At 73.0% G+C, this 23105-nt stretch carries 23 protein-coding genes; 13 read left to right on the forward strand and 10 right to left on the reverse strand.

The genetic code is table 11. From position 1 onward, the window contains the following. Nucleotides 1–7 precede the first annotated feature (7 nt). Both nirD and nirB read right to left on the reverse strand, forming a co-directional pair. Nucleotides 8–346, reverse strand: coding sequence for a nitrite reductase small subunit NirD (gene nirD, locus IE267_RS04075; RefSeq protein WP_167153402.1), 339 nt, complete (start codon nucleotides 344–346; stop codon nucleotides 8–10). Then, the gene (gene nirB, locus IE267_RS04080) at nucleotides 343–2811 is read right to left on the reverse strand and encodes a nitrite reductase large subunit NirB (protein ID WP_229860800.1); all 2469 of its coding nucleotides are present in this window, start codon (nucleotides 2809–2811) and stop codon (nucleotides 343–345) included. Before nirB ends, nirD begins: the two co-directional genes overlap by 4 nt. A 374-nt stretch (nucleotides 2812–3185) precedes the next feature. Between nirB and IE267_RS04085 the strand changes: the two genes are divergently transcribed. The 6 genes from IE267_RS04085 to IE267_RS04110 all read left to right on the forward strand — a co-directional run bounded on the left by IE267_RS04085 (nucleotide 3186) and on the right by IE267_RS04110 (nucleotide 8902). After that, nucleotides 3186–3929, forward strand: coding sequence for a sensor domain-containing protein (locus IE267_RS04085; RefSeq protein ID WP_189762199.1), 744 nt, complete (start codon nucleotides 3186–3188; stop codon nucleotides 3927–3929). Nucleotides 3930–3955: 26 nt separating this feature from the next. Beyond that, nucleotides 3956–5254, forward strand: coding sequence for a sensor histidine kinase (locus tag IE267_RS04090; protein ID WP_189762200.1), 1299 nt, complete (start codon nucleotides 3956–3958; stop codon nucleotides 5252–5254). Between the two features lie 90 nt (nucleotides 5255–5344). Then, entirely contained in the window at nucleotides 5345–5998 is a 654-nt protein-coding gene (locus IE267_RS04095; RefSeq protein WP_189762201.1) for a response regulator, read from the forward strand. 138 nt (nucleotides 5999–6136) lie between these two features. Further along, the gene (locus IE267_RS04100) at nucleotides 6137–7780 is read left to right on the forward strand and encodes a ferredoxin reductase family protein (RefSeq protein WP_229860686.1); all 1644 of its coding nucleotides are present in this window, start codon (nucleotides 6137–6139) and stop codon (nucleotides 7778–7780) included. 110 nt (nucleotides 7781–7890) lie between these two features. Further along, a complete protein-coding gene (locus IE267_RS04105) occupies nucleotides 7891–8085 on the forward strand; it encodes a hypothetical protein (protein ID WP_161249518.1) in 195 nt (64 codons plus the stop codon). Between the two features lie 37 nt (nucleotides 8086–8122). Continuing rightward, nucleotides 8123–8902, forward strand: a complete 780-nt coding sequence (locus IE267_RS04110; RefSeq protein WP_189762202.1) for a sulfite exporter TauE/SafE family protein — start codon at nucleotides 8123–8125, stop codon at nucleotides 8900–8902. Nucleotides 8903–9132: 230 nt separating this feature from the next. Here IE267_RS04110 and IE267_RS04115 read toward each other — a convergent pair whose 3' ends face one another. The 3 genes from IE267_RS04115 to IE267_RS04125 all read right to left on the reverse strand — a co-directional run bounded on the left by IE267_RS04115 (nucleotide 9133) and on the right by IE267_RS04125 (nucleotide 11495). Next, nucleotides 9133–9777: a class F sortase gene (locus tag IE267_RS04115; RefSeq protein ID WP_189762478.1), complete on the reverse strand. Its 645-nt coding sequence runs from the start codon at nucleotides 9775–9777 to the stop codon at nucleotides 9133–9135. A 45-nt stretch (nucleotides 9778–9822) separates the two neighbouring features. Then, complete coding sequence (locus IE267_RS04120; RefSeq protein WP_189762203.1) at nucleotides 9823–10533, reverse strand: GVDTG sorting domain-containing protein; 711 nt, start codon at nucleotides 10531–10533, stop codon at nucleotides 9823–9825. Between the two features lie 173 nt (nucleotides 10534–10706). Next, on the reverse strand, nucleotides 10707–11495 hold the full coding sequence (locus tag IE267_RS04125; protein WP_229860687.1) for an aminotransferase class IV: 789 nt from the start codon (nucleotides 11493–11495) through the stop codon (nucleotides 10707–10709). A gap of 147 nt (nucleotides 11496–11642) precedes the next feature. Between IE267_RS04125 and IE267_RS04130 the strand changes: the two genes are divergently transcribed. Then, a complete protein-coding gene (locus tag IE267_RS04130; RefSeq protein WP_167153416.1) occupies nucleotides 11643–12242 on the forward strand; it encodes an NADPH-dependent FMN reductase in 600 nt (199 codons plus the stop codon). A gap of 85 nt (nucleotides 12243–12327) precedes the next feature. Here IE267_RS04130 and IE267_RS04135 read toward each other — a convergent pair whose 3' ends face one another. Continuing rightward, nucleotides 12328–13791: an ATP-binding protein gene (locus tag IE267_RS04135; protein ID WP_229860689.1), complete on the reverse strand. Its 1464-nt coding sequence runs from the start codon at nucleotides 13789–13791 to the stop codon at nucleotides 12328–12330. Then, a complete protein-coding gene (locus IE267_RS04140) occupies nucleotides 13788–14528 on the reverse strand; it encodes a hypothetical protein (protein WP_189762205.1) in 741 nt (246 codons plus the stop codon). The genes IE267_RS04135 and IE267_RS04140 overlap by 4 nt, the downstream gene beginning before the upstream one ends. Nucleotides 14529–14729: 201 nt before the next feature. On the opposite strand from IE267_RS04140, the gene cutA reads away from it, so the two are divergent. Together cutA and IE267_RS04150 are read left to right on the forward strand one after the other, a co-directional pair. Continuing rightward, nucleotides 14730–15059: a divalent-cation tolerance protein CutA gene (gene cutA, locus IE267_RS04145; protein WP_189762206.1), complete on the forward strand. Its 330-nt coding sequence runs from the start codon at nucleotides 14730–14732 to the stop codon at nucleotides 15057–15059. Next, nucleotides 15056–15511 carry a gamma-glutamylcyclotransferase family protein gene (locus tag IE267_RS04150; protein WP_189762207.1) on the forward strand — a complete coding sequence of 152 codons (456 nt, stop codon included), beginning with the start codon at nucleotides 15056–15058 and terminating at the stop codon, nucleotides 15509–15511. Before cutA ends, IE267_RS04150 begins: the two co-directional genes overlap by 4 nt. A 26-nt stretch (nucleotides 15512–15537) precedes the next feature. On the opposite strand, the gene IE267_RS04155 is transcribed toward IE267_RS04150, so the two are convergent. From IE267_RS04155 to IE267_RS39410, 3 genes are all read right to left on the reverse strand, one after another. Next, nucleotides 15538–16224, reverse strand: a complete 687-nt coding sequence (locus tag IE267_RS04155; RefSeq protein ID WP_167153420.1) for a SanA/YdcF family protein — start codon at nucleotides 16222–16224, stop codon at nucleotides 15538–15540. 114 nt (nucleotides 16225–16338) lie between these two features. Then, nucleotides 16339–17007 carry a nucleotidyltransferase domain-containing protein gene (locus IE267_RS04160; protein WP_229860691.1) on the reverse strand — a complete coding sequence of 223 codons (669 nt, stop codon included), beginning with the start codon at nucleotides 17005–17007 and terminating at the stop codon, nucleotides 16339–16341. A gap of 196 nt (nucleotides 17008–17203) precedes the next feature. Continuing rightward, nucleotides 17204–17488, reverse strand: a complete 285-nt coding sequence (locus IE267_RS39410) for a hypothetical protein (RefSeq protein ID WP_229860692.1) — start codon at nucleotides 17486–17488, stop codon at nucleotides 17204–17206. A 64-nt stretch (nucleotides 17489–17552) separates the two neighbouring features. Between IE267_RS39410 and IE267_RS04165 the strand changes: the two genes are divergently transcribed. The 4 genes from IE267_RS04165 (at nucleotide 17553) to dnaG (ending at nucleotide 22977) form a co-directional block, all read left to right on the forward strand. Beyond that, on the forward strand, nucleotides 17553–18341 hold the full coding sequence (locus IE267_RS04165) for a sirohydrochlorin chelatase (RefSeq protein WP_229860694.1): 789 nt from the start codon (nucleotides 17553–17555) through the stop codon (nucleotides 18339–18341). 58 nt (nucleotides 18342–18399) lie between these two features. Next, entirely contained in the window at nucleotides 18400–19680 is a 1281-nt protein-coding gene (locus IE267_RS04170) for a deoxyguanosinetriphosphate triphosphohydrolase (RefSeq protein WP_167153424.1), read from the forward strand. A 109-nt stretch (nucleotides 19681–19789) separates the two neighbouring features. Then, on the forward strand, nucleotides 19790–21052 hold the full coding sequence (locus IE267_RS04175) for an NAD(P)/FAD-dependent oxidoreductase (RefSeq protein WP_189762209.1): 1263 nt from the start codon (nucleotides 19790–19792) through the stop codon (nucleotides 21050–21052). A gap of 29 nt (nucleotides 21053–21081) precedes the next feature. Continuing rightward, nucleotides 21082–22977: a DNA primase gene (dnaG, locus tag IE267_RS04180; protein WP_189762210.1), complete on the forward strand. Its 1896-nt coding sequence runs from the start codon at nucleotides 21082–21084 to the stop codon at nucleotides 22975–22977. Nucleotides 22978–23105 lie beyond the last annotated feature (128 nt).

The raw sequence follows: 23105 nt of genomic DNA on the forward strand, positions 1-23105 counted from the left end.
CAGGACCCTAGAACCAACTGGAACGTCCGGTCAAGTAAGTCTGGACGGTCTGCGTCTCGTCGTCGAGGCAGACCCCCGTCTCCAGGTCGAAGCGGTGCTTGAGGAGCGGCGAGGCCACGTAGGGGCGGCCCTCCGGCGTGGAGCCGAGCAGCCCGCGGGAGAGGACGTAGGCCCCGGTGAACGGGTCGCGGTTGTCGATCGCGTACGTACGGCCGCGCCGGTCGGTGAACACGGCGGCCTGGCGGCCGTCGGGGAGGAGGGCGGCGACACCGCGCCCGGGGGCGAGGCGAGCGGTCGCGCAGACCGTGAACCAGCCTTGTTCCAGCCTGAGTTGGACCGTCGTCATCGGGTGGCTCCCAAGGTGAGGAGGGGGAGTTCGGGCTTGATCTGGCCGCGCTCGGGGACGAACCGGATCGAGGGGTCGGGCGCGCCGGGCGCGTTCACGAAGGACACGAAGCGGGCGAGCCGCTCGGGGTCGTCGAGGGTCTCGGCCCACTCGTCGCGGTAGCCCGCCACATGCGCGGCCATCAGGGCCTCCAGCTCGGCGCAGATGCCGAGCGAGTCGTCCACCACCACATCCCTGACATGGGCGAGACCGCCCTCGATCCGCTCCAGCCAGACCGAGGTGCGCTCCAGGCGGTCGGCGGTGCGGATGTAGAACATGAGGAATCTGTCGATCAGCCGGACGAGTTCGTCATCCGTCAGGTCCTGGACCAGCAGGTCCGCGTGGCGGGGGCTCGCCCCGCCGTTGCCGCCGACGTACAGGTTCCAGCCGCCGGCCGTGGCGATCACGCCGAAGTCCTTCGACCGGGCCTCGGCGCATTCCCGGGCACAGCCCGAGACCGCCGACTTGAGTTTGTGCGGTGAGCGGAGGCCGCGGTAGCGCAGCTCCAGATCGATCGCCATCCGCGCCGAGTCCTGCACCCCGTAGCGGCACCAGGTCTGCCCCACGCACGACTTGACGGTGCGCAGCGACTTTCCGTACGCGTGCCCGGACTCGAAGCCGGATTCCACCAACCTGGCCCAGATGGCCGGGAGTTGTTCGACGCGGGCGCCGAAGAGGTCGATGCGCTGGCCGCCGGTGATCTTGGTGTAGAGGCCGAAGTCCCGGGCCACCTCGCCGATCACGATGAGTTTGTCCGGGGTGATCTCGCCGCCGGGGATGCGTGGTACGACCGAATAGGAGCCGTTGCGCTGCAAGTTGGCGAGGAAGTGGTCGTTGGTGTCTTGGAGCGCGGCCTGCTCGCCATCGAGGATGTGCCCGTTGCCGAGGCCCGCCAGGATCGAGGCGACGGCCGGTTTGCAGATCTCGCAGCCCTCGCCGCCGCGCGCCGCCGGGCGGCCGTGTCCGTCGAGGAGTTCGGTGAAGCTGGAGATGCGCAGCGCGAGCGCGATCTCGTACAGCTCCTGGCGGGTCCGGGCGAAGCAGCCGCACAGGCCGCCATCGCCGGACCGGGGCAGAAGCGTTCCGATCGTCTTGACGCAACTCCCGCACCCCGTACCGGCTTTGGTGCGCTGCTTGGCCTCGGGAAGCGAGGAGCAGGCGGAAATCGCGCCTTTGGTGACGTTGTGGCAGGAGCAGATGACGGCGTCGTCCGGCAGCGATTCCGGGCCGAGCAAGGCCGGGCCGCCGAGCCCCGCGGGCAGCACGAGCTGCTCGGGGGCGACCGGCGGCACGTGCCCGGTGAGCGGACGCAGCATGCCGTACGCGTCCGCGTCGCCGACCAGTACGCCGCCGAGCAGTACGCCGTCGCGGGATACGACCAGCTTCTTGTAGACCCCGGAACGGGAGTCGGAATAGACGACGTCGAGGCAGCCCTCGGCCGTGCCGTGCGCGTCGCCGAAGGAGGCCACGTCCACCCCGAGCAGCTTCAGTTTCGTCGACAAGTCGGCCCCGGTGAAGGCGCGTTCGCCCGTGTCGACGATCGTGTCGGCCACCGTCTCCGCCATGTCGTAGCCCGGTGCGACCAGGCCGTACACCCGGCCGTCGGCGGCCAGCGCGCACTCGCCGATCGCGAACACGGCGGGGTCACTGGTGCGGCATTGCGCGTCGACGACGATGCCGCCGCGCTCGCCGACCGCGAGACCGCAGTCGCGGGCCAGCTGGTCGCGGGGGCGGACTCCGGCAGAGAAGATCACCAGATCGGTCGACAGATGAGAGCTGTCAGAAAGTGTCATTCCCCTTACGTGACCGTCGTCGTCGGCGGTGATCTCCCGGGTGCCGACCCCCGTGTGCACGGTGAGACCCATGTTCTCGATGGTGCGGAGCAGGGCCGCGCCGCCGCCCTCGTCGACCTGCGCGGGCATCAGCCGGGGCGCGAACTCCACGATGTGGGTGTCGAGTCCGAGCCCGCTCAGTGCGCCGGCCGCCTCCAGGCCGAGCAGTCCGCCGCCCACCACGGTGCCGGTCGTCGCCGTCTTGGCGTAGGCCTCGACGGCGAGCAGGTCCTCGATCGTCCGGTAGACGAAACAGCCGGGCAGGTCCTTGCCGGGCACCGGCGGTACGAAGGGGAACGAGCCGGTCGCCAGGACGAGCGTGTCGTACGGGAAGGTGCGCCCCGAGCGGGCGGTGACGGTGCGTGCGGCCCGGTCGATCGACTCTGCGGGGTCACCGATGTGCAGCTCTATCGCGTTACGACGCATGAAGTCGGCTGGTACGAGGCCGAGTTCGTCCGGCGTCGTGCCGGTGAAGTAGGAGGTGAGGCGGACCCGGTCGTAGGCGGGCCGGGGCTCCTCGCACAGCACGACCACCCGGGTCCGGCCGGCCGCGCCGCGCTCGGCGAGCGCCTCCAGGAAGCGCTGGCCGACCATGCCGTGGCCGACGACCACGATCGTGGAAAGGTGTTCGTGGGGCACGTCAGGAACCTCCGGTCGTGGGTGGTGCGGCGCGGTCCTCCTCGCCGGTGCCGGCCACCGGGACGGGCCCGGCCGGACCGGCGCCCGCCGTGCCGCCGCCGCTCGGCACGGATGTCCGCACTCGTGGGCCCAGCGTGCGCGGCGGCTGTTACCCGGTCGCATCCCGCCGGTTTCGACGGGGGAACGCTGCGCTCAGCAGGGCGGGAGGCGAGGGGTGAGGCCGGGGGGCGAGGCGAGCGGTGAGCCGGCCCGGGGGTGGGGTAAACCGAACCTTGAAGATCCGTGCTGGCACGATCGAAACGGCGGGCTCGGGGCGGGAGCCTTGACGCATGGACCTCGCGCAGCGACACCCCGCCCCCGCCCCCGACCACACGCCGGCCCGCCCCGTGGCGGACCCGGGCCGCTCGGCCACCACCGGCAGGGGCCGGGCCGAAGCGGCTTCCGGCCCGGTTGCCACGGCCGCGAGCCCGGCCGGGACCGACCAGCACGCCCGGCACCGCGATGCCGCCCGCGCGGGCTGGAAGGGCATACTCCGGGAGCCGTTCACGGCCGCCACTTGGCTGCGGCTCGCCTACCTCCTGCTCGCCCTGCCCGTGGGCATCCTGTGCGTCCCCATAGCCCTGGTCGGCGGCCCGGCGGGCCGCATCCAGCGGGGGCTCGCCCGGCGACTGCTCGGCGTGGAGGTGGCGGAGCCCCGGCGCACCGGCCCGCTCGCCCTGGCCCATGCCGTGATCAGCCTGCCGCTCAACCTGGTGGCGCTCACGGTGTCGGCCTACTTCTGGACGGTCGTCGTCATCAACCTGGCCTACCCGCTGCGGCCCGACAGCGATCCGACCCAGGCCTGGGGCGGCCCCACGATGGCCGGGGCGTGGGCGGTGCACGGCATAGGCGGAGGCCTGTCGTTCCTGTTCATCACGCCCTGGGTGATGAAGGGGTTCACCCTGCTTCAGGCCCGCCTGGTCGAGGGCTTCCTCGGAGCCGACCGGGCGGGGCTGCTCAAGGCCACGGGGATCGCGCTGGCAGTGACCGCGCTCTGCGCGCTCCTGTCCATACCGGTGATCCACCAGCTCTGACCGGCCCACCCCTAGGGTTGTCGCTCATGCACCGCCTGCGCCTTCCGGGCTCCTGGGAGTTCCCCTACCGACGGGAGCGGCGCGGCCCGGTCGCCCGCGCCGCGCTCTACCCGCTGATCGCGCTGCCCCTCGCCCTGGCCGGCCTCGTCCTGGTCGTCGCGGTCCTGCTGATCGGAGCGGTGCTGTCGTGGACGGCGCTGGGGCTCTGGCTCATCGCCGCCGCTCTACGGGCCGCCCTCGCCCTGGGGGACCTTCAACGGGTCCTGGCCAGGCGCCTGTTGGGCCTGGAGATCGACCCGCCGGAGCAGCCGGAGACGAGCGGGGTGTTCGACTGGCGGCGCTCGTTGCTCGGCGGACGAGCCGGCTGGCGGGCGGTGGCATGCGCCCTGGTGGCCCCGCTGACCGCCCTGCTGCCGATCGGCGCCTTCTACGTCGGCTACGTGAACGGGGTGCTGCTGACCCTGCATCCCCTGCTCAAGCGTTGGAACAACTTCACCGTCACGGAGCCCGACGGTTCCGTACGGCATGTGGGACTGGAGGTGGGGGGCGTGGAGTTCGACAGTTGGCCGCGATGGCTGGTGCCCTTCGCCGTCGGCCTGCTGCTCCTGTACGTGGCGCCGTGGCTGGTCCGCCACGCCCTGGTCCCGCACCGGTTGTTGCTCGGCGCGTTGCTGGGGCCGGACCGGGCGGACCAGCGCATCCGCACACTGGAGGAGACCCGGGCCCAGGCTGTGGACGACGCGGCGGCCACCCTGCGCCGTATAGAACGCGACCTTCACGACGGGACCCAGGCCCGGCTGGTGGGCCTCGGCATGCACCTCACGATGATCCGCGAGCTGGTGGCGGGCGGCGCCGAGCAGGACAAGATCCTCAAAGTGGTCGAGACGGCGCAGGGCAACGCCAAGCAGGCCGTCGCCGATCTGCGGCATCTGGTGAAGGGCATCCATCCCCCCGTCCTCGACCAGGGGCTGGACACCGCGCTCGCCACGCTCGCGGCGGACAGTGCGCTGCCGGTGCGGGTGCACTGCGGGATCGAGGGCAGACCGAGTCCCGCGATCGAGTCCATCGCCTACTTCTGCACGGCGGAGTTGCTGGCCAACGCGGCCAAGCACAGCGGGGCTTCACAGGTGTGGGTCACGGTGCACGGCGACGCGAAGATCCTGCTGCTCTCCGTCGAGGACGACGGGCGCGGGGGAGCGGTGGTCGGCGCGGGCAGTGGGCTCGCCGGGCTGCGGGCCCGGGTGCGTACCGTGGACGGCTCGCTGAACTGCGACAGCCCGCCTGGAGGGCCTACGGTGGTGAGCGTGCTGCTGCCCTTGCGATGAGCGGCGCGAACGCCGACAGCAGTGGCCCACCCACAACACGGCAGCGGCACATCGACAACAGCGGAACACCGAGAAAGGGGCGGGTCATTCATGCGGGTCGTGATCGCCGAGGACTCCTCGATCCTGCGCGACGGGCTCGTGCAGCTCCTTGAGATGCGGGGAGTGGAGGTGCTGGCCGCGGTCCAGGATGCCGAGGCGCTCCTTGCCGCGGTCGCCGAACACCGGCCGGACGCGGCGGTGGTGGACATCCGGCTGCCGCCGACGCAGACGGACGAGGGGCTGAGGGCGGCCGTGCAGATTCGGCGGACGGCTCCGGGCACCGGGGTATTGATCTTCTCGCAGTACGTGGAGACCAAGTACGCGGAGCAGCTCGTCGGGGACGGCGGGGCGGGGGTCGGGTATCTGCTGAAGGAACGCGTCGTGGACATCGGCGAGTTCGTGAATGCGCTGGAGCGGGTGGCCACGGGCGGTACCGCGCTGGATCCGGAGGTGGTGGCCCAGCTGTTCGGCGCGAGCCGGCGGGCCGCCGCGCTGGACGCACTCACCCCGCGTGAGCGGGAAGTGCTGGGGCTGATGGCGGAGGGCCGCACCAACCACGCCATTGCCGAGGGGTTCGGGGTGTCGGAGCGGGCGGTGGAGAAGCACATCGCGAACATCTTCAGCAAGCTGGACCTGCCGCCGTCCGAGTCGGGGCACCGGCGAGTGCTCGCGGTGCTGCGCTACCTGGACCGGTCCGCACGCTGACCTGACCTGACCTGACCTGACTGACCCGACCGGCCCGGCTTAATCGGCGGTCAGCCCATCCTCAAGGGGACCTTAAGGATCCCGAATCAGCCTCTGACCAGGGCCTTTCGGCGGTCCGGCCGACCTAGGCTGCCGGGCGTGACGATCGAGGCCACCGACCCGCAGCTTGCCGCGTACCCAGCGCTGTCCGCCTATCTCGCGCACCAGTCCCAGCAACCCGACCAACCCGCCCAGCCCGGTCAACCCGCCCAGCCCGAGTTCGCCGAGCTCGCCGAGCAGTCCCAGCAGGCTCGGCCGACCTTTCCGACCTACCCGACGCGTCCGAGCTGCCCGCCCGATCCGAATCCGGCCTTCGCGAGCGGACCGCCCCCGCCATGGGAACCACCGCAGCCGAATCCGGAGCACAGCGGCCCCGCGCGGGAGGTCGTCGAGGAGGAGGCGGCGGCGCCGGTGGCCGAGGCGGTTCCGGTGCGGGCACTTCGAATCCGGCCCCGGGTCATGCGGCGCGGGATGGTCGCGGGGGCCGGAGCGGTGAGCCTGCTGTGGGGCAGCCAGGCCGAGCCGTCCGCGCGCCTGGACGCACTGTTCGCCGGTGCGGCCCATCTGTCGGGGCTGCTCGCCGGCTACGGAATCCTGGTGATGCTGCTGCTCATGGCCCGGGTACCGGCGGTCGAGCACGGCGTCGGTGCCGACCGGCTCGCCCGCTGGCACTCGCTCGGCGGACGTTACGTCCTGAGCCTCGTCGGTGCGCATGTGGTGCTCGCGCTGTGCGGATACGCCGCGTACACCGGCACCGATCTGCTGCGGGCGACGGGCCAACTGCTGGGCTACGGAGGCATTGTGGCCGCGGCCTTCGGCACGCTGGCGCTCGGTGCCGCCGGGGTGAGTTCGGTGCGGGCCGCGCGGGCGCGGATCTCCCAGGAGACCTGGCGTGCCCTGCACTTCCTCACCTACCTCGGGGCCGCGCTCGCCTTCGCCCATCAGCTCGTCGGCCCCGATGTGTCCGGCAGTCCGCTCACCGTGTGGGCCTGGGCGATGCTGCACGCCACGGTCGCGGTGCTGATCGTCTGGTACCGGGGTGTCGTCCCCGTGCGGCAGGCGCTGCGGCACGGTCTGCGGGTGGTCGAGGTGCGTGACGAGAGCCCCGACGTCGTCTCCGTCGTCATGCGCGGCACCGGGCTTGACGCGCTGCGCGCCGAGCCCGGGCAGTTCCTGCGCTGGCGGTTCGTGCAGCGCAGGCTGTGGCACACCTCGCTGCCGTTCTCGCTGTCCGCGCCGGTCAGGGACGACACCGTTCGGATCACCGTCAAGGCGCTCGGTGTGCACAGCCGGCGGATGCGGCGGCTGCGGCCGGGCACCCGGGTTCTGGCCACCGGTCCCTTCGGTGCGATGACCGCGCACCGCCGTACCCGCCGCAAGGTGCTGCTCCTCGCGGGCGGGGTCGGGATCACCCCGATGCGGGTCCTGTTCGAAACGCTGCCCGCGGCGCCCGGTGATCTGACCCTGCTCTACCGGGCGAGCAACGCCGCGCAGTTGGTGCTGCGCGACGAGCTGGAGGCCATTGCCGTTGCGCGCGGCGCCGCGCTGCACTATCTGCTCGGCCCCTCCGACGCGTCCTTCGACCCGCTCGCGCCGCAGGCCCTGCGCAACCTCGTCCCCGATCTGGCCGAGCACGACGTCTATCTGTGCGGGCCCGGCCCGATGGCGGCCGTGGCAACCGCCTCGCTCATCAGGGCGGGTGTGCCCGAACAGCACATCCACACCGAGCAGTTCAGCTTCTGAGCCCCCGCCGCGGCGTACAGCCGGCGTCCGCCTTCACATCCGCCTTCGTGTTCGCCCCAGTTTCCGGCCCCGCCCGCCCCAGGAACCGAGCCCCGAGGAATCGACCCGTCATGGCCCGTCACCGCAAGTGCGCCACCCCCGTCCCCCTCGACCGCGCCCGGCGCCGGCTCGCCGCGGGTCTCACCGCCGCCAGCGCCCTGGCGGCGACCTTCCTGGCCACCGCCGTCACCCCGGCCGCGCCGCCCGCCCCCGACCGGGCTCCGAGCGCCGCCGGCTCAGATCTCGCTCAAGCATCCGGAAAGTAATGGACGCACCGGGCCGCCGCTCCTTAAAGTCGCGATCATGCCCGACATATCGCTGACCGTGCTCATCGTGTTGTGCCTGGCCGCGGGGGCTGCCGGGTGGATCGACGCGGTGGTCGGCGGTGGTGGGCTGCTGATGCTCCCCGCGCTCCTGCTCGGGCTGCCGCACGTGCCGGCGGCCCACGTCCTCGGGACCAACAAGGCCGTCGCCATCGTCGGTACGTCGGGTGCCGCGGTGACCTATGCGCGCAGGGCGCCGGTGCGGGTGAGGACGGCGGTGCGGATCGGGCTCGCGGCGCTCGCGGGCTCCATGACGGGCGCGTTCTTCGCGGCGGGCATCAGCAGCGCGGTGCTGCGGCCGGTGATCCTGGTGGTGCTGCTGGGCGTCGCCGGGTTCGTCATGTTCCGGCCCGCGTTCGGTACGGGGGCGGGCGCGCAGCCGGTCACCCGGGCCCGTACGGTCACCGCGATCGTGCTGGTCGGGGGTGGGATCGGGCTGTACGACGGGCTCTTCGGGCCCGGTACCGGTACGTTCCTGGTCCTTGCGCTCACGGCCGTGCTGCATCTCGATCTGGTGACCGCGAGTGCCACGGCGAAGATCGTGAACGTCTGCACCAACGCGGGGGCGTTGGCGATGTTCGCCTACCAGGGCAATGTGATGTGGCAACTGGCCGGGATCATGGCGGTGTTCAACCTCGCCGGGGGGATGCTGGGGGCGCGCATGGCCCTGCGCAAGGGGAGCGAGTTCGTGCGGGGGGTGCTGCTGGTGGTGGTCTTCTCGCTGGTGGCCAAGCTTGGGTTCGACCAGTGGAACGCGTAGGCGCTCCGCTGCGGGGGCGAGTTCATCGGTGCGGGCCGCATCTGGCTCTGCGCCGTTCCCCGCGCCCCTTCAGCCCCGGTTCCGTGTGCGGGCCGGGCGGGGCCGTTCGGGCAGTTCCCAGCGCCCCTTCAACCCCGGCTACGGCCGCGGGCCGTGGGTGGTTGCTCGCGCCGTTCCTCGCGCCCCCGGGGCGTCCGGGTGCCGGGGGGGATCGTGTGGCCTCTGGGGGGTCAGAGGGGGCGGGGCTGGGGCTGGGGGACTGCTGCTGTCAGGTGGGCGAAGGCCACTACGTTGGCCTGGTAGCCGGATGCCTTGGTGAAGGAGCCGCCGCAGGTGATCAGGCGTAGTTCCGGGCGGGTGGCGGGGCCGTACACCTTGGCGTCGGGGAACGCGTCGTTGTCGTACACCTCGACCGCGTCGACGTCGAAGACCGCGGTGCTGCCGTCCTTGCGGGTCACCTCGATGCGACTGCCCTTCTTCAGGGCGCCCAGCGCGTAGAAGACGGCGGGGCCCCGGGCGTCGTCGACGTGGCCCGCCATGACGGCGGTGCCGCGGACGCCGGGGGGAGTGCCGTCCTTGTACCAGCCGGCCACGTTCGTGTTCCCCGGCGGTGGCGCCTCCAGGCCGTGGTCGGGGCCGAGCCCGAGCCGCATCACGGGGGCGTCCACCCGGATCGAGGGAATCCTGATGCGTACGGGCTCGGAGGCCGACAGGGCCCCGGCGGGCGGGAGTTCGGCCGGGCTCCGGCTGGCCGGGCCGCCGCGGTGCGAGGCCGGGCCACCCGTGAACGCCTCGGCGGCGGAGGGCCGGGGCGGCTCCACGGAGTCGAAGCCCCGCTCCACCAGCCACAGGCCGGCGAACGCGGCGACCACCATCAGCCAGGCCGCGTTGCGACGTGCGGCAGGGGTCGACAAGGGCGGTCAGCCCCGGCCCTGCGTGCCGCTCGCCCGGCGACGCAGCAGCCAGGTGCCGCCCACGGCGGCCGCGGTCAGTACCGCCGCGCCCGCCGCGATCAAGGTGGTGTCGGGGCGGATGCTGCCGCCGACGCCGGTCTTCACATGGCCGTGCGGGTCGTGGCCGTCCCACGACTTGTCGCGGCCCCACTGGTCACTCCGGTCGTTCGTGTCCCAGGACTTGTCCTTGGTCCACTGGCCGCCGCCGTCCCACGGCTTGTCCTTGGACCACGGGTCCTTGTTCCCCTGGCCGTGCCATTGGCCGTCCCCCTGGCCGTCCTTGCCCCACCGCTCGTGGTCCCGGTCGCCACCACCCGCCGCGACGGTGAGCTGCGCCTCGACGGTCTTGCCGTTCTCACAGCTCACCTTGATGCGGAAGCTGCCCGGCTTGGTGTGCGAGGCGACCTGGAACTGGCCGGCGAGCACTTCCTTGTGCGTGGACGTGGTCAGCTGGAAGTCGCCCGCGCCCACTGCGTTCGCGTCGCCCGTGGCGCGCCCCGCCGACCCGCAGGCCGTGGTGTTTGCGGTCACCGTGGCGCCCGGTGACGCGCTGGTCGGCCACAGTTCGAGGGACCCCGCCGCGCCCGGATCGTTGTTGGCGTACGCGAGCGACGCCGCCGGACCCAGCGCGGCGGCGGCCGCCAGCAGGGCACTGGTCAGGAGTCGGGCTGTACGCATGGATCCTCCGGGGACGCGGGCAGAGCTTCTGCCTTCGACCTAAGAGGGCCGGTGGCCGCCGCGCCCCTCGGCGGGGGGCGAACGAGTGACGGCGGGCGGGCCGTACGGGTGACCCGTCGATGGACCGGGTACGTCCTCGCATCGCCTTCTTCCGCCGAACCTCCCCTCCGGCCTCACCCCGGGTCGATCACGTCCCAGGGGGCCTCCTCGAACGCCCGCCACACCCTCTTCATCAGTTCCGCGTCGACCGCGAACTCGCGCTCGTCGACCCGGCCGACCGGGGCGATCCCGCGCGAGTTCGTGACGAACGCGGCGCTGTAGGCATCGAGGCCGTCCAGGGTCACCTCGCGGTGCACCGACGTCAGGCCGTACGCCGGGAGCCGCTCTTCGAGGACCGCCTTGGTGACACCGAGCAGCGCGGGACGGTCCGGCCACACCACCGACGTGCCGTCCCAGAAGGCGATGTTGGTGACCGCGCCCTCCGCGACGACGCCGCCCGGCCCGGTCAGCAGGGCTTCGGTGAACCCCCGGCGCTCCGCGAGCCGCCCGTAGTAGGCCTGCGCGAAGCCGCCGAGGTGCTTGATGTGGGCGACCGGGCGCTCGTAGGGCACGGAGAGCAGCGACTGGGTGGTGGACGGCATGTCGACGGGGTCGCGCACGACGACCATCGGGGTGGGCGCGTCGGCCGGCCCGTACACATAGACCCGTACCGCCGCGTCGGACGCGCCGCAGGCGGCGAGGGCGCGCGCTATCAGCGAGCGGACCCGTTCGCCGTCCAGGCCGGGCCCGAACAGCTCGCGGGTCGCCCGGTCGAGGCGGGTCAGGTGATGGGCGAGTCCGCGGACCCGTCCGTCGCGCACCTGCAGGGCGGTGAAGTGTCCGTAGGCGCCGGTCAGCGTGGGGACGAGCAGGTTCTCGGCATCGGCGGGACGGCCGTCGATCTCGACGTACGGAAGTGTCATGGACCTCAACATAGTTCGCCGGAGCCGGTGACTCCGGTGGCCCCGGTGACTCCGGTGGCCCCGGGTGCCCCCGGGTGGCCCCGCGCCACTGTTGGGGGCTCGACCGGGCTTGACCTCAAGTTGCCTTGAGGTTGAATCCTTCTGGGCATGGACATCACCACGGCCGAACAGGCCGCTCTGAAGGTCACCGTCGTCATCGGCTCCAACCGCGAGGGCCGGTTCGCGCCGGTCGTCGCCGACTGGTTCCTCGCCCGGGCCCGCGAACACCACGGCCTCGACATCGAGGTGCTCGACCTCGCCGACACCGAACTGCCCACCGCCCTCTCCCGTGACCCGTCTCCCGCCGTGGCGGCCCAACTCGCTTTCATCACGCCCAAGTTGGCGGACGCCGACGCGTTCGTCGTGATCACCCCCGAGTACAACCACTCCTTCCCGGCCTCCCTGAAGAACCTGATCGACTGGCACTTCGTGCAGTGGCAGGCCAAGCCCGTCGGCTTCGTCTCGTACGGCGGGATCTCCGGGGGTCTGCGGGCCGTCGAGCAGTTGCGGCAGGTCTTCGCCGAGCTGCACGCCGTCACCGTGCGGGACACCGTCAGCTTCCCGCACGTGCACGGCCTGTTCGACGAGGACGGCGAGCACCGCGAACCCTCCCAGGCGGACGCGGCCGTGAAGAAGATGCTCGACCAGGTGGCGTGGTGGGCGCAGGCTCTGCGCGACGCCAAGGAGGCCCGCCCGTACGCGGGTTGAGCACCAGGACCGTATGCGGGGGCGGGGCGGCCGGGAGCCTCGCGGCGGGACCCGGCCGTGTGCGACGGCGGGGCGGGCCGGCAACTCACGCGCCGGGCAGGCTCACCACCGCGAGCGCGCCGCCGCCCTCCGCGTTGCTCAGCGTCACCCGCGCACCGACGACCTGGGCCTGGCCCAGGGCGATGGTGAGGCCGAGGCCGGTGCCCTGGCCGCGTTCCTTCGCTCCGGTCACGAAGCGCCGGGGGCCGTCCTGCAGGAGGCGTTCGGGAAAGCCCGGCCCGTGGTCGCGGACGCGGACCGAGGTGCCGTCCACCGTCACCTCGACCGGCTCGGCGCCGTGCCGCCGCGCGTTGGCGATGAGGTTGGCGACGATCCGCTCCAGACGGCGGGCGTCGGTGCGCACGAGCGCCTCGGTCCCGTAGGTCTCGTCGCTCTCGTCGTTCCCGTTGGTCCTGCCGGTCCTGCCGGTCCCGTTGGTCCCGTTGGTCCTGGTTCCGTTGGCCCTGTCGGTCCCGGCGGTTCCGTCGGCCCTGTCGGTCCCGCTGGTCCCGTCGGGGTCCGGCCCGCGGGAGGCCTCGCTTCGGCCCAACTCCACCGCCAGACCGCAGCGTTGGAGGATCTTTTCCACGGTGCGGTCCAGCGGGAGGACCTCCAGATGGGGCTCCTCGGCATTCGCGTCGAGCCGGGCGACCTCCAGGAGGTCCTCGGTCAGGGTGCGCAGGGCCGCGACCCGGTCCCGTACGAGCTCGGTCGGGCGGCTCGGCGGGAGCAGTTCGGCGGCCGTGTGCAGGCCGGTCAGTGGGGTGCGCAGCTCGTGCGCCACGTCCGCGGTGAAACGCTGCTCGGCCTCCAGACGGCTCTGCAGCGAGGCCGCCATCGTGTCGACGGCGCAGGCCAGTTCGGCGACCTCGTCCTGGCGCCCGGCCGGGGTCCGGCCGATCCTGGCGTCGAGGTCGCCCAGGCTGATCCGGCGTGCGGTGGCCGCGGCGGTCCGCAGCTGGCGGCTCAGTCTGCTGGCGATTCCGGCGCCGCCGAGCGCCGCGAGCCCGACGACTACGGCGCCCCAGGCCACCAAGTGGCCGTCCAACTCGTGGAGTTGGTCCACCGCCGTGTTCAGCGGGCGGCGTACCGAGAGGACCCGGTCGCCGACGGGCCGCGCGGCCCACACGGCCGGATCCGGGCCGCTCAGGTCCAGATAGGTGCTGCGCCTGCCGTCCTTGGCGGACTTCCGCAGGGGCTCGGGAAGCGCGGGGTGGTCGAGCGCGGCCTCCGTGCCGTCGTGGTCCACCTGCCCGGTCAGCTCGTACAGCTGCCGTACGCGGATGAGCTGGGAGGTCGCGGACTCCCGGGCGTTCGAGGCGATCTGGGCGGCCCGGGACTGGTGGATGAGCAGACCGATGGCGACGGCCACCAGGGCGCAGCCGGCCGCGAGCAGCACGGCGATCTTGACCCGCAGGCTCAGCCCCCGGCTCAGCCCGCCGGCCCGTGCGCACAGGGCTCCCGCCCGACGGCCGAGGGCGGCGGTTCGGCGGCTTAGGGCGCTGGTCACGAGGTGCCCCCGGCCCCGTCCGCGGGCCCGGGCGTGCCCCGGGAACCCGGTGCGCCCGCCCGGCCCCGAGCCCCGGGAGCGGTGTCCTTGTACGTCTTGTCGTCCCGTACCGGGGACAGCCGGACCCCGTCCCAGCGGTAGCGGACGACCTGTTCGGCGCCGTCGACCGCGGCGCCACGCGTCACGAGGTCGGTGCCGACGGCCTCCACCGCGAGCCGGCTGCCCGTCGTGTAGAGGATCGGGACGATCCGGCCGTCGCGGACCGAGTAGACGATGACCGCCGTGCGGCGGTTCTCCAGATCCGCCGCGATGATCATCTCGGGCGGGCCGCCGTCGCCGGTCAGGTCGTGGAAGGCCGGCGGCCGGATGCCCGCCTTGCCGGGGCCGTGGATCAGGGGGAGCCGGGTGAGCGGCCTGCCGCGCGGGTCGGCCTTCAGCACCGCCATCGGGTCCACGCCGCGCAGCCCGTCCTTCGGCACCTTCGGCGCACGGTCGAGCGGGGCCGGCGCCTCGCCGCGGCCGGACGCCGTCACGCCCTCGCGCCGCGATTCGCTCGTGTACCAGGCGGGCCACAGCTCCTCGGGGCCGGGCTGGAGGGCGACGGGGGAAGCGCGGTCGCCCTCCACCAGGCCCGAGCGCTCGCCGCACCCGGAAATGGCGAGTACCACCGCGGCGATGCCGAGGGCGGCGATGGCCGCGAGGGCTGTGGCGCGGACCGTCCTGAAGGTCTGGATCATGGTGGGTGCCGGGGTCGGGGAGGGCGGCGGGGACATCGGCCGCGGCCTTCGACACTAGGAGCGGACCATCACGGAATTCGGGACAACGGGTAACAGCCGTGCGTACGCTCCCCACCGGCCGGCGGGTTCGGGACGTAGGACCCTGCCGGACGGCACCGTACATCCCGGCCGCACCCGGCCGGATCACCGAGGGAGGACGCCGTGGCATCGGCCGAAACGCTGACCGTGCAGACCACGACCGACAGCGCCGAGAAGGCGACGGCGCTCGCCCGCGGCGCCGTGGAGGCCCGGCTGGCGGCGTGCGCGCAGATCGCGGGGCCGGTCACGTCCGTCTACCACTGGGCGGGTGGCATCGAGACCACGCAGGAGTGGCAGGTGCTCTTCAAGACCACCGCCGCCCGCTACCAGGCGCTCGAACGCCATCTGCTGTCCGCGCACGACTACGAGACCCCCGAGATCATCGCGACCGCGGTGGTGGCCGGGAGCCCCGCGTACCTGTCCTGGATCACGGCGGAGACGGTCGCCCGGTGACCGGCGCCGAGCCCCCGCTCCCCCTCTTCGTCTACGGCACGCTGCGCCCCGGCGAGCGCTACCACCGGCGTTTCCTGGACGGCCGTACGCGCTCGGACCGGCCCGCGCTGCTCACCGGCGCGCTGCTGTACGACGGCCCCGGCTACCCGTACGCCCTACCCGGCGACGGCACGATCACCGGCACCCTCATCGAGCTCGAACCCGCCGACCACCCCCAACTCCTGGCCGCACTGGACGAGTTGGAGGAGTACGTCGGGCCCGGCCATCCCCGCAACCTCTACGACCGGCTGGTGCGCGAGGCACTCGTCGAGGGTCGGCCGGTACGGTCCTGGGTCTACCTCGCGGCCCCCCGCCTGGCCCGCGAACTGCTCGCGAGCGGCACCCCGATCCCGGGCGGAGACTGGCTGACCCGGCCGTCCCGGCCCGCTCCACCGGTACCGCGCACGCCGTGAGACGGGCCGACCGGGCCGTTCCGGCCTCATCCGGCGGCCGCGAGCGCCCGGGCGACCCCGGGCTCCTTCGGGCCGAGGAAGGTGGGGTCCGGCCGGAACACGGCGTCCAGCAGGGCCTTGCCCGCCGCGAAGATCTCGCGGGTGCCGCCGTAGTACCAGGTCACATCGTGCGGGGCGTCGACGCCGACGCCGTAGGAGCGCACGCCCGCGGCCTCGCACAGGGCCACCGCACGCCGGATGTGGAAGCCCTGGCTGACCAGGACGGCCCGGTCGACGCCGAAGACCTTCCTGGCCCGAGCGCACGAGTCCCATGTGTCGAAGCCCGCGAAATCGCTGACCACGCTCTTGTCCGGTACGCCGTGCCGGACGAGGTAGCCGCGCATCGCGTCGGGCTCGTCGTAGGTGGGGCGGCTGTTGTCGCCGGTGACCAGGACCGCCTTGACCTTGCCCGCCCGGTACAGCCGCACGGCCGCGTCCAGGCGGTCGGCGAGATAGGGGGAGGGCTGCCCGTCGCGCAGACCGGCCCCGAACACCACCGCGACCCCGGTGGCGGGGGCGTCGGCCACCGTGCCGATGCGGCCGCCCGTGCTGGTGTACAGCCAGGTGGCGGGGGCGAGTGCGAGCACACACCCGGCGACGAGGCCCTGCACCAGGCGCCGTCGGCCCGCGCGGGTGCGCGGCGGACGCGGTCGCTTCCATCGGATGCGTTGCACGTGTTCCCCCGGTGATCTCGGTCGGTGTACGACGGGAGGGACGCGGGGGCCCGCGCGCCGGTTCGCCGGCCGGCATCCGCGGACGACTCCGTGACACGGCCGACCGGCCCCGGCTCAGGTCCTGTTCGGAGTGAGGTACTCGACCGCCAGGGTCCGCACCTGCTCGGCCAGGGCGCGCTGGGCCGGTTCCGCGCGGGCCGCCGCGTCCGCGAGCCGGGTGATGTCGGCCGGCCGGCCGCCGGTGGGGGAGGCCTGCGCGCCGACCCGGGCGAAGCCGCGTTCCAGCAGGCCGCGCGCGGTGTCGGGGCGCTCCCGCAGGACGGCCTTGACCGCGGCCACGCCGTTGGCGAGGGCGCTCGCGGCGGGCGACCAGTCGGGGTCGGGGGCCGCCGCGCGCCACGGGCCCGGGGTGCCGGAGCCCGCCGCCGACGCGGCCCGCACGTCCAGGTCGAGCCGCCAGAACAGGGGCAGCCCCACGAAGGAGGCGAAGAACAGCCTGCGGTCGGGCGAGCCCCGGAACTCAGGATCGACCCGCAACGAGGCGAGCGGCCGGACCCCGCCCAGAATCCCCGGCACCCGCCCCGACGCCGCGCCGAACTCCGCGTCCGGCACGGTCCAGGCCACGTCGATGTCGCTGTACGCATCCGCGGTCCCCCGTGCCAGCGAGCCGCGCAGAGCGGCGTCCGAACCGGGTGCGCCGGCGCGGAGCGCGCCGAGAACCGCGTCCGCGAACGCGCCACGGACCACGGGATTCAGGCCATCCAGGCCATCCAGGGCATCCACGGGCTGCCTCCACCGGGAGTGAGGGAACGTCGCATCGCCCCCGGAGTCTCCCGCACCCCCGGCGGACCCGGTGCCGGAATCCGCCCTTCCCCGGCGCGCCCGGTGTCGAAATCCGGCCATCCCCGTCGGCGGCGGCCCGCACCCGGCCCGTGAGCCCGTGAGCCCGTGAGCCCGTGAGTCAGTGAGTCCGTGGAAATCACCCGTCACCCCCGCGCAACGCCGCGGCAACGCACGCCCGCCAGTATCGGTTCATGACGGAGCCGGAACCGAGCAACTCCCCTTCGCCGCGCCGGGCGCCCCAGTACAGCGCGCCTCCCGCGCCTCCCGCGTTGTCCGCGTCAGCCGCGTTGTCCGCGTCAGCCGCGCCGTCCGCGTCACCCGCGTTGTCCGCGCCTCCCGCGCCTCCCGCGCCGTCCGCGTCAGCCGCGCCGTCCGCGCCGGAGTACCCCCTTCCGCTCGACAGCACCGCGCAGCTCGTCACCCGCATCACGGTCCAACTGAGCAGTCAGCTCAGCCGCGTACGACTGGACGGAACCCGCACCCCCATGACGCCCGCCGCCCGCCCCGCCCTCGTCGCCGTCGCGCACGGGAGTCGCGACCCCGGCGCGCTGCGGACGGTCACCGCGCTCCTTGAGCGGGTGCGCGAGCTGCGGCCGGGACTCGACGTGCGGCTCGGGCACATCGAAATCGACCGGCCGCCCCTGGCCGACACCCTCGCCGGACTGTGCGGGGAAGCCGTCCTCGTACCGCTGCTCCTGGGCCGTGGGCAGCACGTCAAGCACGACATCCCCCGCACCCTCGCCACGGCGGGCCGGCATCTGCGGGCCCGCGTCGCGGCCCCGCTCGGCCCGCATCCGCTGCTCGTCGAGGCGCTGTACGGGCGGCTCGTCGAAGCGGGCTGGCAGCTCGACGCCCGCAGCGTGCGCGGCACCGGAGTCGTCCTCGCGGCGGCCGGTTCGCGCGATCCGGACTCGGCCGCCGACACCCGCCGTACCGCGCGTCTGCTCGGCGAGCGGCTCGGCGGGGTCCCGGTGCTCCCCGCCTACGCCAGTGCCGCCTCGCCCACCGTGCCCGAGGCGCTGCGCGCGCTCGCCGCACGCGGCAGGCACCGGATCGCGATCGCCTCGTACTTCACCGCCCCGGGACGTTTCGCGGCCCGGAGCGCGGCCGGGGCGCCGTGGATCGCCTCCGCGCCCCTGGGCGCGCATCCGGCCCTGGCCCGGCTCGTACTGCACCGCTACGAAGAGGCGTTGACGCATCCGTGGGCAGGGACGGGCGAGGCCGCGCCGACCCCCGCGGACCAGGCCGTGACCTCCGCCCTCGTCCCGGCCTGAGACGATCCTCGACCCACCCCTGAGCCCACTTGTCGGTGACTCCGTTTACTGTCGGTGCATGGAGTTCTACGCCGAGGCCGACACAGAACGCTGGGCCGCCGAGCCCGACAAGCGGCCCGGCCGCACCGCCTTCCAGCGCGACCGGGCACGCGTGCTGCACTCGGGGGCGCTGCGCCGCCTGTCCGGCAAGACGCAGGTGGTCACGCCGGGCTCGCGGAGCCAGGCCTGGGACGCCAGCCCCCGCACCCGGCTCACGCACTCCCTGGAGTGCGCCCAGGTCGGCCGTGAGCTGGGCGCGGCCCTCGGCTGCGACCCCGACCTCGTCGAAGCGGCCTGCCTCGCCCACGACATGGGCCACCCGCCGTTCGGCCACAACGGCGAACAGGCACTCAACGACTTCGCGAAGGACATCGGGGGCTTCGAGGGCAACGCCCAGTCGCTGCGCCTGCTGACCCGGCTCGAACCGAAGCGGTTCGTACGGTCGTCGGGGACCGGGGAGCCCGTCAGCGTCGGCCTCAACCTGACCCGGGCCGCCCTCGACGCCGCCACCAAGTACCCCTGGGCGCGCGGCGGCCATCCCACCGACCCGGCGTCGGTGAAGTTCGGTGTGTACGAGGACGACCTGCCGGTCTTCGCCTGGGTCAGGGAGGGCGCCACCCCCTACCGCAAGTGCTTCGAGGCCCAGGTCATGGACTGGTCGGACGACGTGGCGTACTCGGTCCACGACTTCGAGGACGGCCTGCACGCCGGGCACATCGACCCGGGCGCCCTGGTCTCCGCATTCGAGCGGGCCGACATCTGGCGCGTCGCCATCGGGCGGTACGTGCCGGACGACACCGATCCGCAGGAGCTGACCGAGGCCCTGGAGCGGCTCATCGCACAGGACTGGTGGCCGCACGGCTACGACGGTTCGGCCGTCTCGCAGGCCCGCCTCAAGGACGCCACCAGCCAGCTCATCGGCCGCTTCTGTCTGGCCGCCGAGAGCGCCACGCGCGCCGCGTTCGGCACCGGGCACCTGACGCGCTACGGCGCGGAGCTGGTCGTGCCGCGTGCGGCCCGCAACGAATGCGCCGTGCTGAAGGCGGTGGCCGACCGCTATGTGATGCAGCGTGACGAGCAGGAGCGGCTCCGCGCCGACCAGCGCGTGGTGCTCGCCGAGCTCGCCGACGCGCTCACCGCCCGGGCCCCCGCCGAGGGGCTCGACCCGCAGTTCCGGGCGCTGTACGACGAGGCGGACGACGACCGTACGAGGAAGCGTGTGATCGTCGATCAGATCGCCTCGCTCACCGACGCGGCGGCCCGCTCGCTGCACTCCAGACTCACCGTGCACCACCGGTAATCCCGGCCGCCCGCGTGTCCCGACGGAGCGAGCCCTCTTCCCCCATCACGCTCCGTGCGGGACGCTCGCAGTTGGCGGCGCCGCGCAGCAAGCACCGAGGAGGCATCAAGTGGTCGACGCAGATCGGACATTCGTCATTGTCGGAGGCGGACTCGCGGGGGCGAAAGCCGCCGAGACGCTCCGGTCCGAGGGATTCAACGGGCGGGTGATCCTCATCGGCGACGAGCGCGAGCACCCCTATGAACGCCCGCCGCTGTCCAAGGGGTTCCTGTCCGGCAAGGACGAGCGCGACAGCGTCTTCGTGCACGACCACGCCTGGTACGCGCAGCACGACATCGAGCTGCACCTCGGCCAGACCGTCACCACCATCGACCGCACGGCCAAGACGGTCCGGCTCGGCGACGGCACCGTCATCCAGTACGACCGGCTGCTGCTCGCCACCGGCGCCGAGCCGCGCCGCCTGGACGTTCCGGGCACCGACCTGGCGGGCGTCCACCACCTGCGCCGCCTGGCCCACTCCGAGCGGCTGCGGCACGTCCTCAAAGCGCTCGGCCGGGACAACGGGCACCTCGTCATCTCGGGCGCCGGCTGGATCGGCCTGGAGGTCGCGGCCGCGGCCCGGGGCTACGGCGCGGAGGTCACCGTCGTCGAGCCGGAGGCCACCCCGCTGCACAACGTGATCGGCCCCGAGCTCGGCCAGCTCTTCGCCGACCTGCACGCCGAGCACGGCGTCCGCTTCCACTTCGGCGCCCGCCTTACCGAGATCGTCGGCCAGGACGGCCTGGTCCTGGCGGCCCGCACCGACGACGGCGAGGAGCACCTGGCCCACGACGTGCTCGCCGCGATCGGCGCCGCGCCGCGCACCTCGCTCGCCGAGAACGCGGGCCTCGCCCTGGCCGACCGGGCGGACGGCGGGGGCATCGCCGTGGACGCCTCGCTGCGCACCTCCGACCCCGACGTCTTCGCGGCCGGTGACGTGGCCGCCGTCCAGCACCCGCTGCTCGGCACCCGGCTCCGCGTCGAACACTGGGCCAACGCGCTCAACGGCGGACCGGCCGCCGCCCGCGCGATGCTGGACCAGCACGTGACGTACGACCGGGTGCCGTACTTCTTCTCCGACCAGTACGACCTCGGGCTCGAATACTCGGGGTGGGCGCCGCCGGGCTCCTACGACCAGGTGGTCATCCGGGGCGATGCGGGCAAGCGCGAGTTCATCGCGTTCTGGCTGAAGGACCGCCGCGTCCTGGCGGGCATGAACGTGAACGTGTGGGATGTCACAGAGCCGATCCAGGCCCTGATCCGGGCCGGGGCCCAGGTGGACACCGAGGCGCTCGCCGATCCGGGCGTCCCGCTGGACTCCCTCGCACCCTGACTGTCGTGGCGTCCCCGTAGACTTCACGCGTGGCAGGCAGGATCAACGATGACGACGTGAAGGCGGTACGGGACGCGGTCCCGATCGACGCCGTCGTGTCCGAGTACCTCCAGCTGCGCAACGCGGGCGGCGGCAACCTCAAGGGCCTGTGCCCCTTCCACGACGAGAAGTCCCCGTCCTTCCAGGTCAGCCCGAGCAAGGGTCTCTTCCACTGCTTCGGCTGCCAGGAGGGCGGCGACACGATCGCCTTCGTACGGAAGATCGACCACCTGTCGTTCTCCGAGGCGGTCGAGCGGCTCGCCGCCACCGCGGGCATCACGCTGCGCTACGAAGAGGGCGGCTACAACCCGTCGAACCAGCGCGGCGAGCGCATCCGCCTCGTCGAGGCGCACAAGGCGGCGGCCCAGTTCTACATCGAGCAGTTGGGCAGCCCCGAGGCGGAGATCGGCCGCAAGTTCCTCGCCGAGCGCGGCTTCGACCAGGCGGCCGCCGCCCACTTCGGGGTGGGCTACAGCCCGGCCGGCTGGGACCATCTGACGCGTTTCCTGCGCGGCAAGGGCTTCTCCGACAAGGAGCTGCTGACCTCGGGCCTCGCCCAGGAGAGCAGGCGCAACCCCATCGACCGCTTCCGCGGCCGGCTGATGTGGCCGATCCGCGACGTGTCGGGCGAGGTCGTCGGCTTCGGCGCCCGCAAGCTGCGCGACGACGACAACGGCCCCAAGTACCTGAACACGCCCGAGACGCCGATCTACAAGAAGTCGCAGGTCCTGTACGGGATCGACTTGGCGAAGAAGGACATCGCCAAGTCCAGCCGGGCGGTGGTCGTCGAGGGCTACACCGACGTCATGGCCTGCCATCTGGCCGGGGTCACCACCGCGATCGCGACGTGCGGCACGGCCTTCGGCGGCGACCACATCAAGATCCTGCGCCGCCTCCTGATGGACAACGGCTCGGCCCGCGTGATCTTCACCTTCGACGGCGACGCGGCCGGCCAGAAGGCGGCCCTGCGCGCCTTCGAGGACGACCAGAAGTTCGCCGCCGAGACCTACATCGCGATCGCGCCCGACAACATGGACCCGTGCGATCTGCGCCTGGCCAAGGGCGACGAGGCGGTCGCGGACCTGGTCCAACCCCGCACCCCGCTCTTCGAGTTCGCGATCCGCCAGATCGTCGGCCGCTACGACCTGGAGACCCCGGCGGGCCGGGCCGCGGCCCTCGACGAGGCCGCACCCATCGTCGCCCGGATCAAGAACGTGGCCTCCCAGCACGAGGTCGCCGTCCAACTCGCCGGAATCCTCGGCATCCTGGACACCCAGTTCGTGGTGAAGCGCGTCGCCCAGCTCGCCCGCTGGGCCCGCGACCGCGGCGGCAAGGGCCCCGCCCCCGCCGCGGGCCGCCGCCCGCAGTACGAGGACGCGGCCCCACGCCCCGCCGGGGCCCCCGGTCCCGCCCTGAACCTGCGCAGCCCCGCCCACCGCACCGAACGCGAGCTGCTCAAGCTGGCGTTGCAGCACCCGCACCTGGTCTCCCCGGCGTTCGACGCGTACGGCATCGACGAGTTCACCGCCCCGCCCTACGCGGCGGTCCGCCAGTGCATCCAGGACGCGGGCGGGGCCACCGACGCCCCTTCCGACTATCTGCCGGCCGTCATGGACTCGGCGCCCAACGACGTGGTCCGCGCCCTGGTCACCGAGCTCGCCGTGGAGGCCATCCACGCCCGCACGGTCGACGAGGCGTACGCGGGCGAGCAGTTGGTGGCCGTGCGCCGCCGGGCCGTCGACCGCCGCCTCCTGGACATCCAGGGCACCCTGGCGCGCCTGGGCCAGCACGGCGATCCGGCCCAACTGGCCGCCGTGCAGAACGAGTTGTGGGTCCTCCAGCAGTACGGCCAGGCCCTGCGCAACAAGGGCGCGGCCGCCCTCTAGGGCCCCTCGGACCATCCGGCCGCCCCGGGTGGCATATCCGTCCGGGTAACCGCCCGGTCACGCACCGGCTTCAAAAAGTCGTCGCACGCCCGTCGCGGCGATGCTGTGTCGTACCCCACACTGGGTTG

Origin of the sequence: Streptomyces xanthochromogenes (assembly GCF_014650455.1) — a bacterium.
Taxonomy (GTDB): domain Bacteria; phylum Actinomycetota; class Actinomycetes; order Streptomycetales; family Streptomycetaceae; genus Streptomyces; species Streptomyces xanthochromogenes.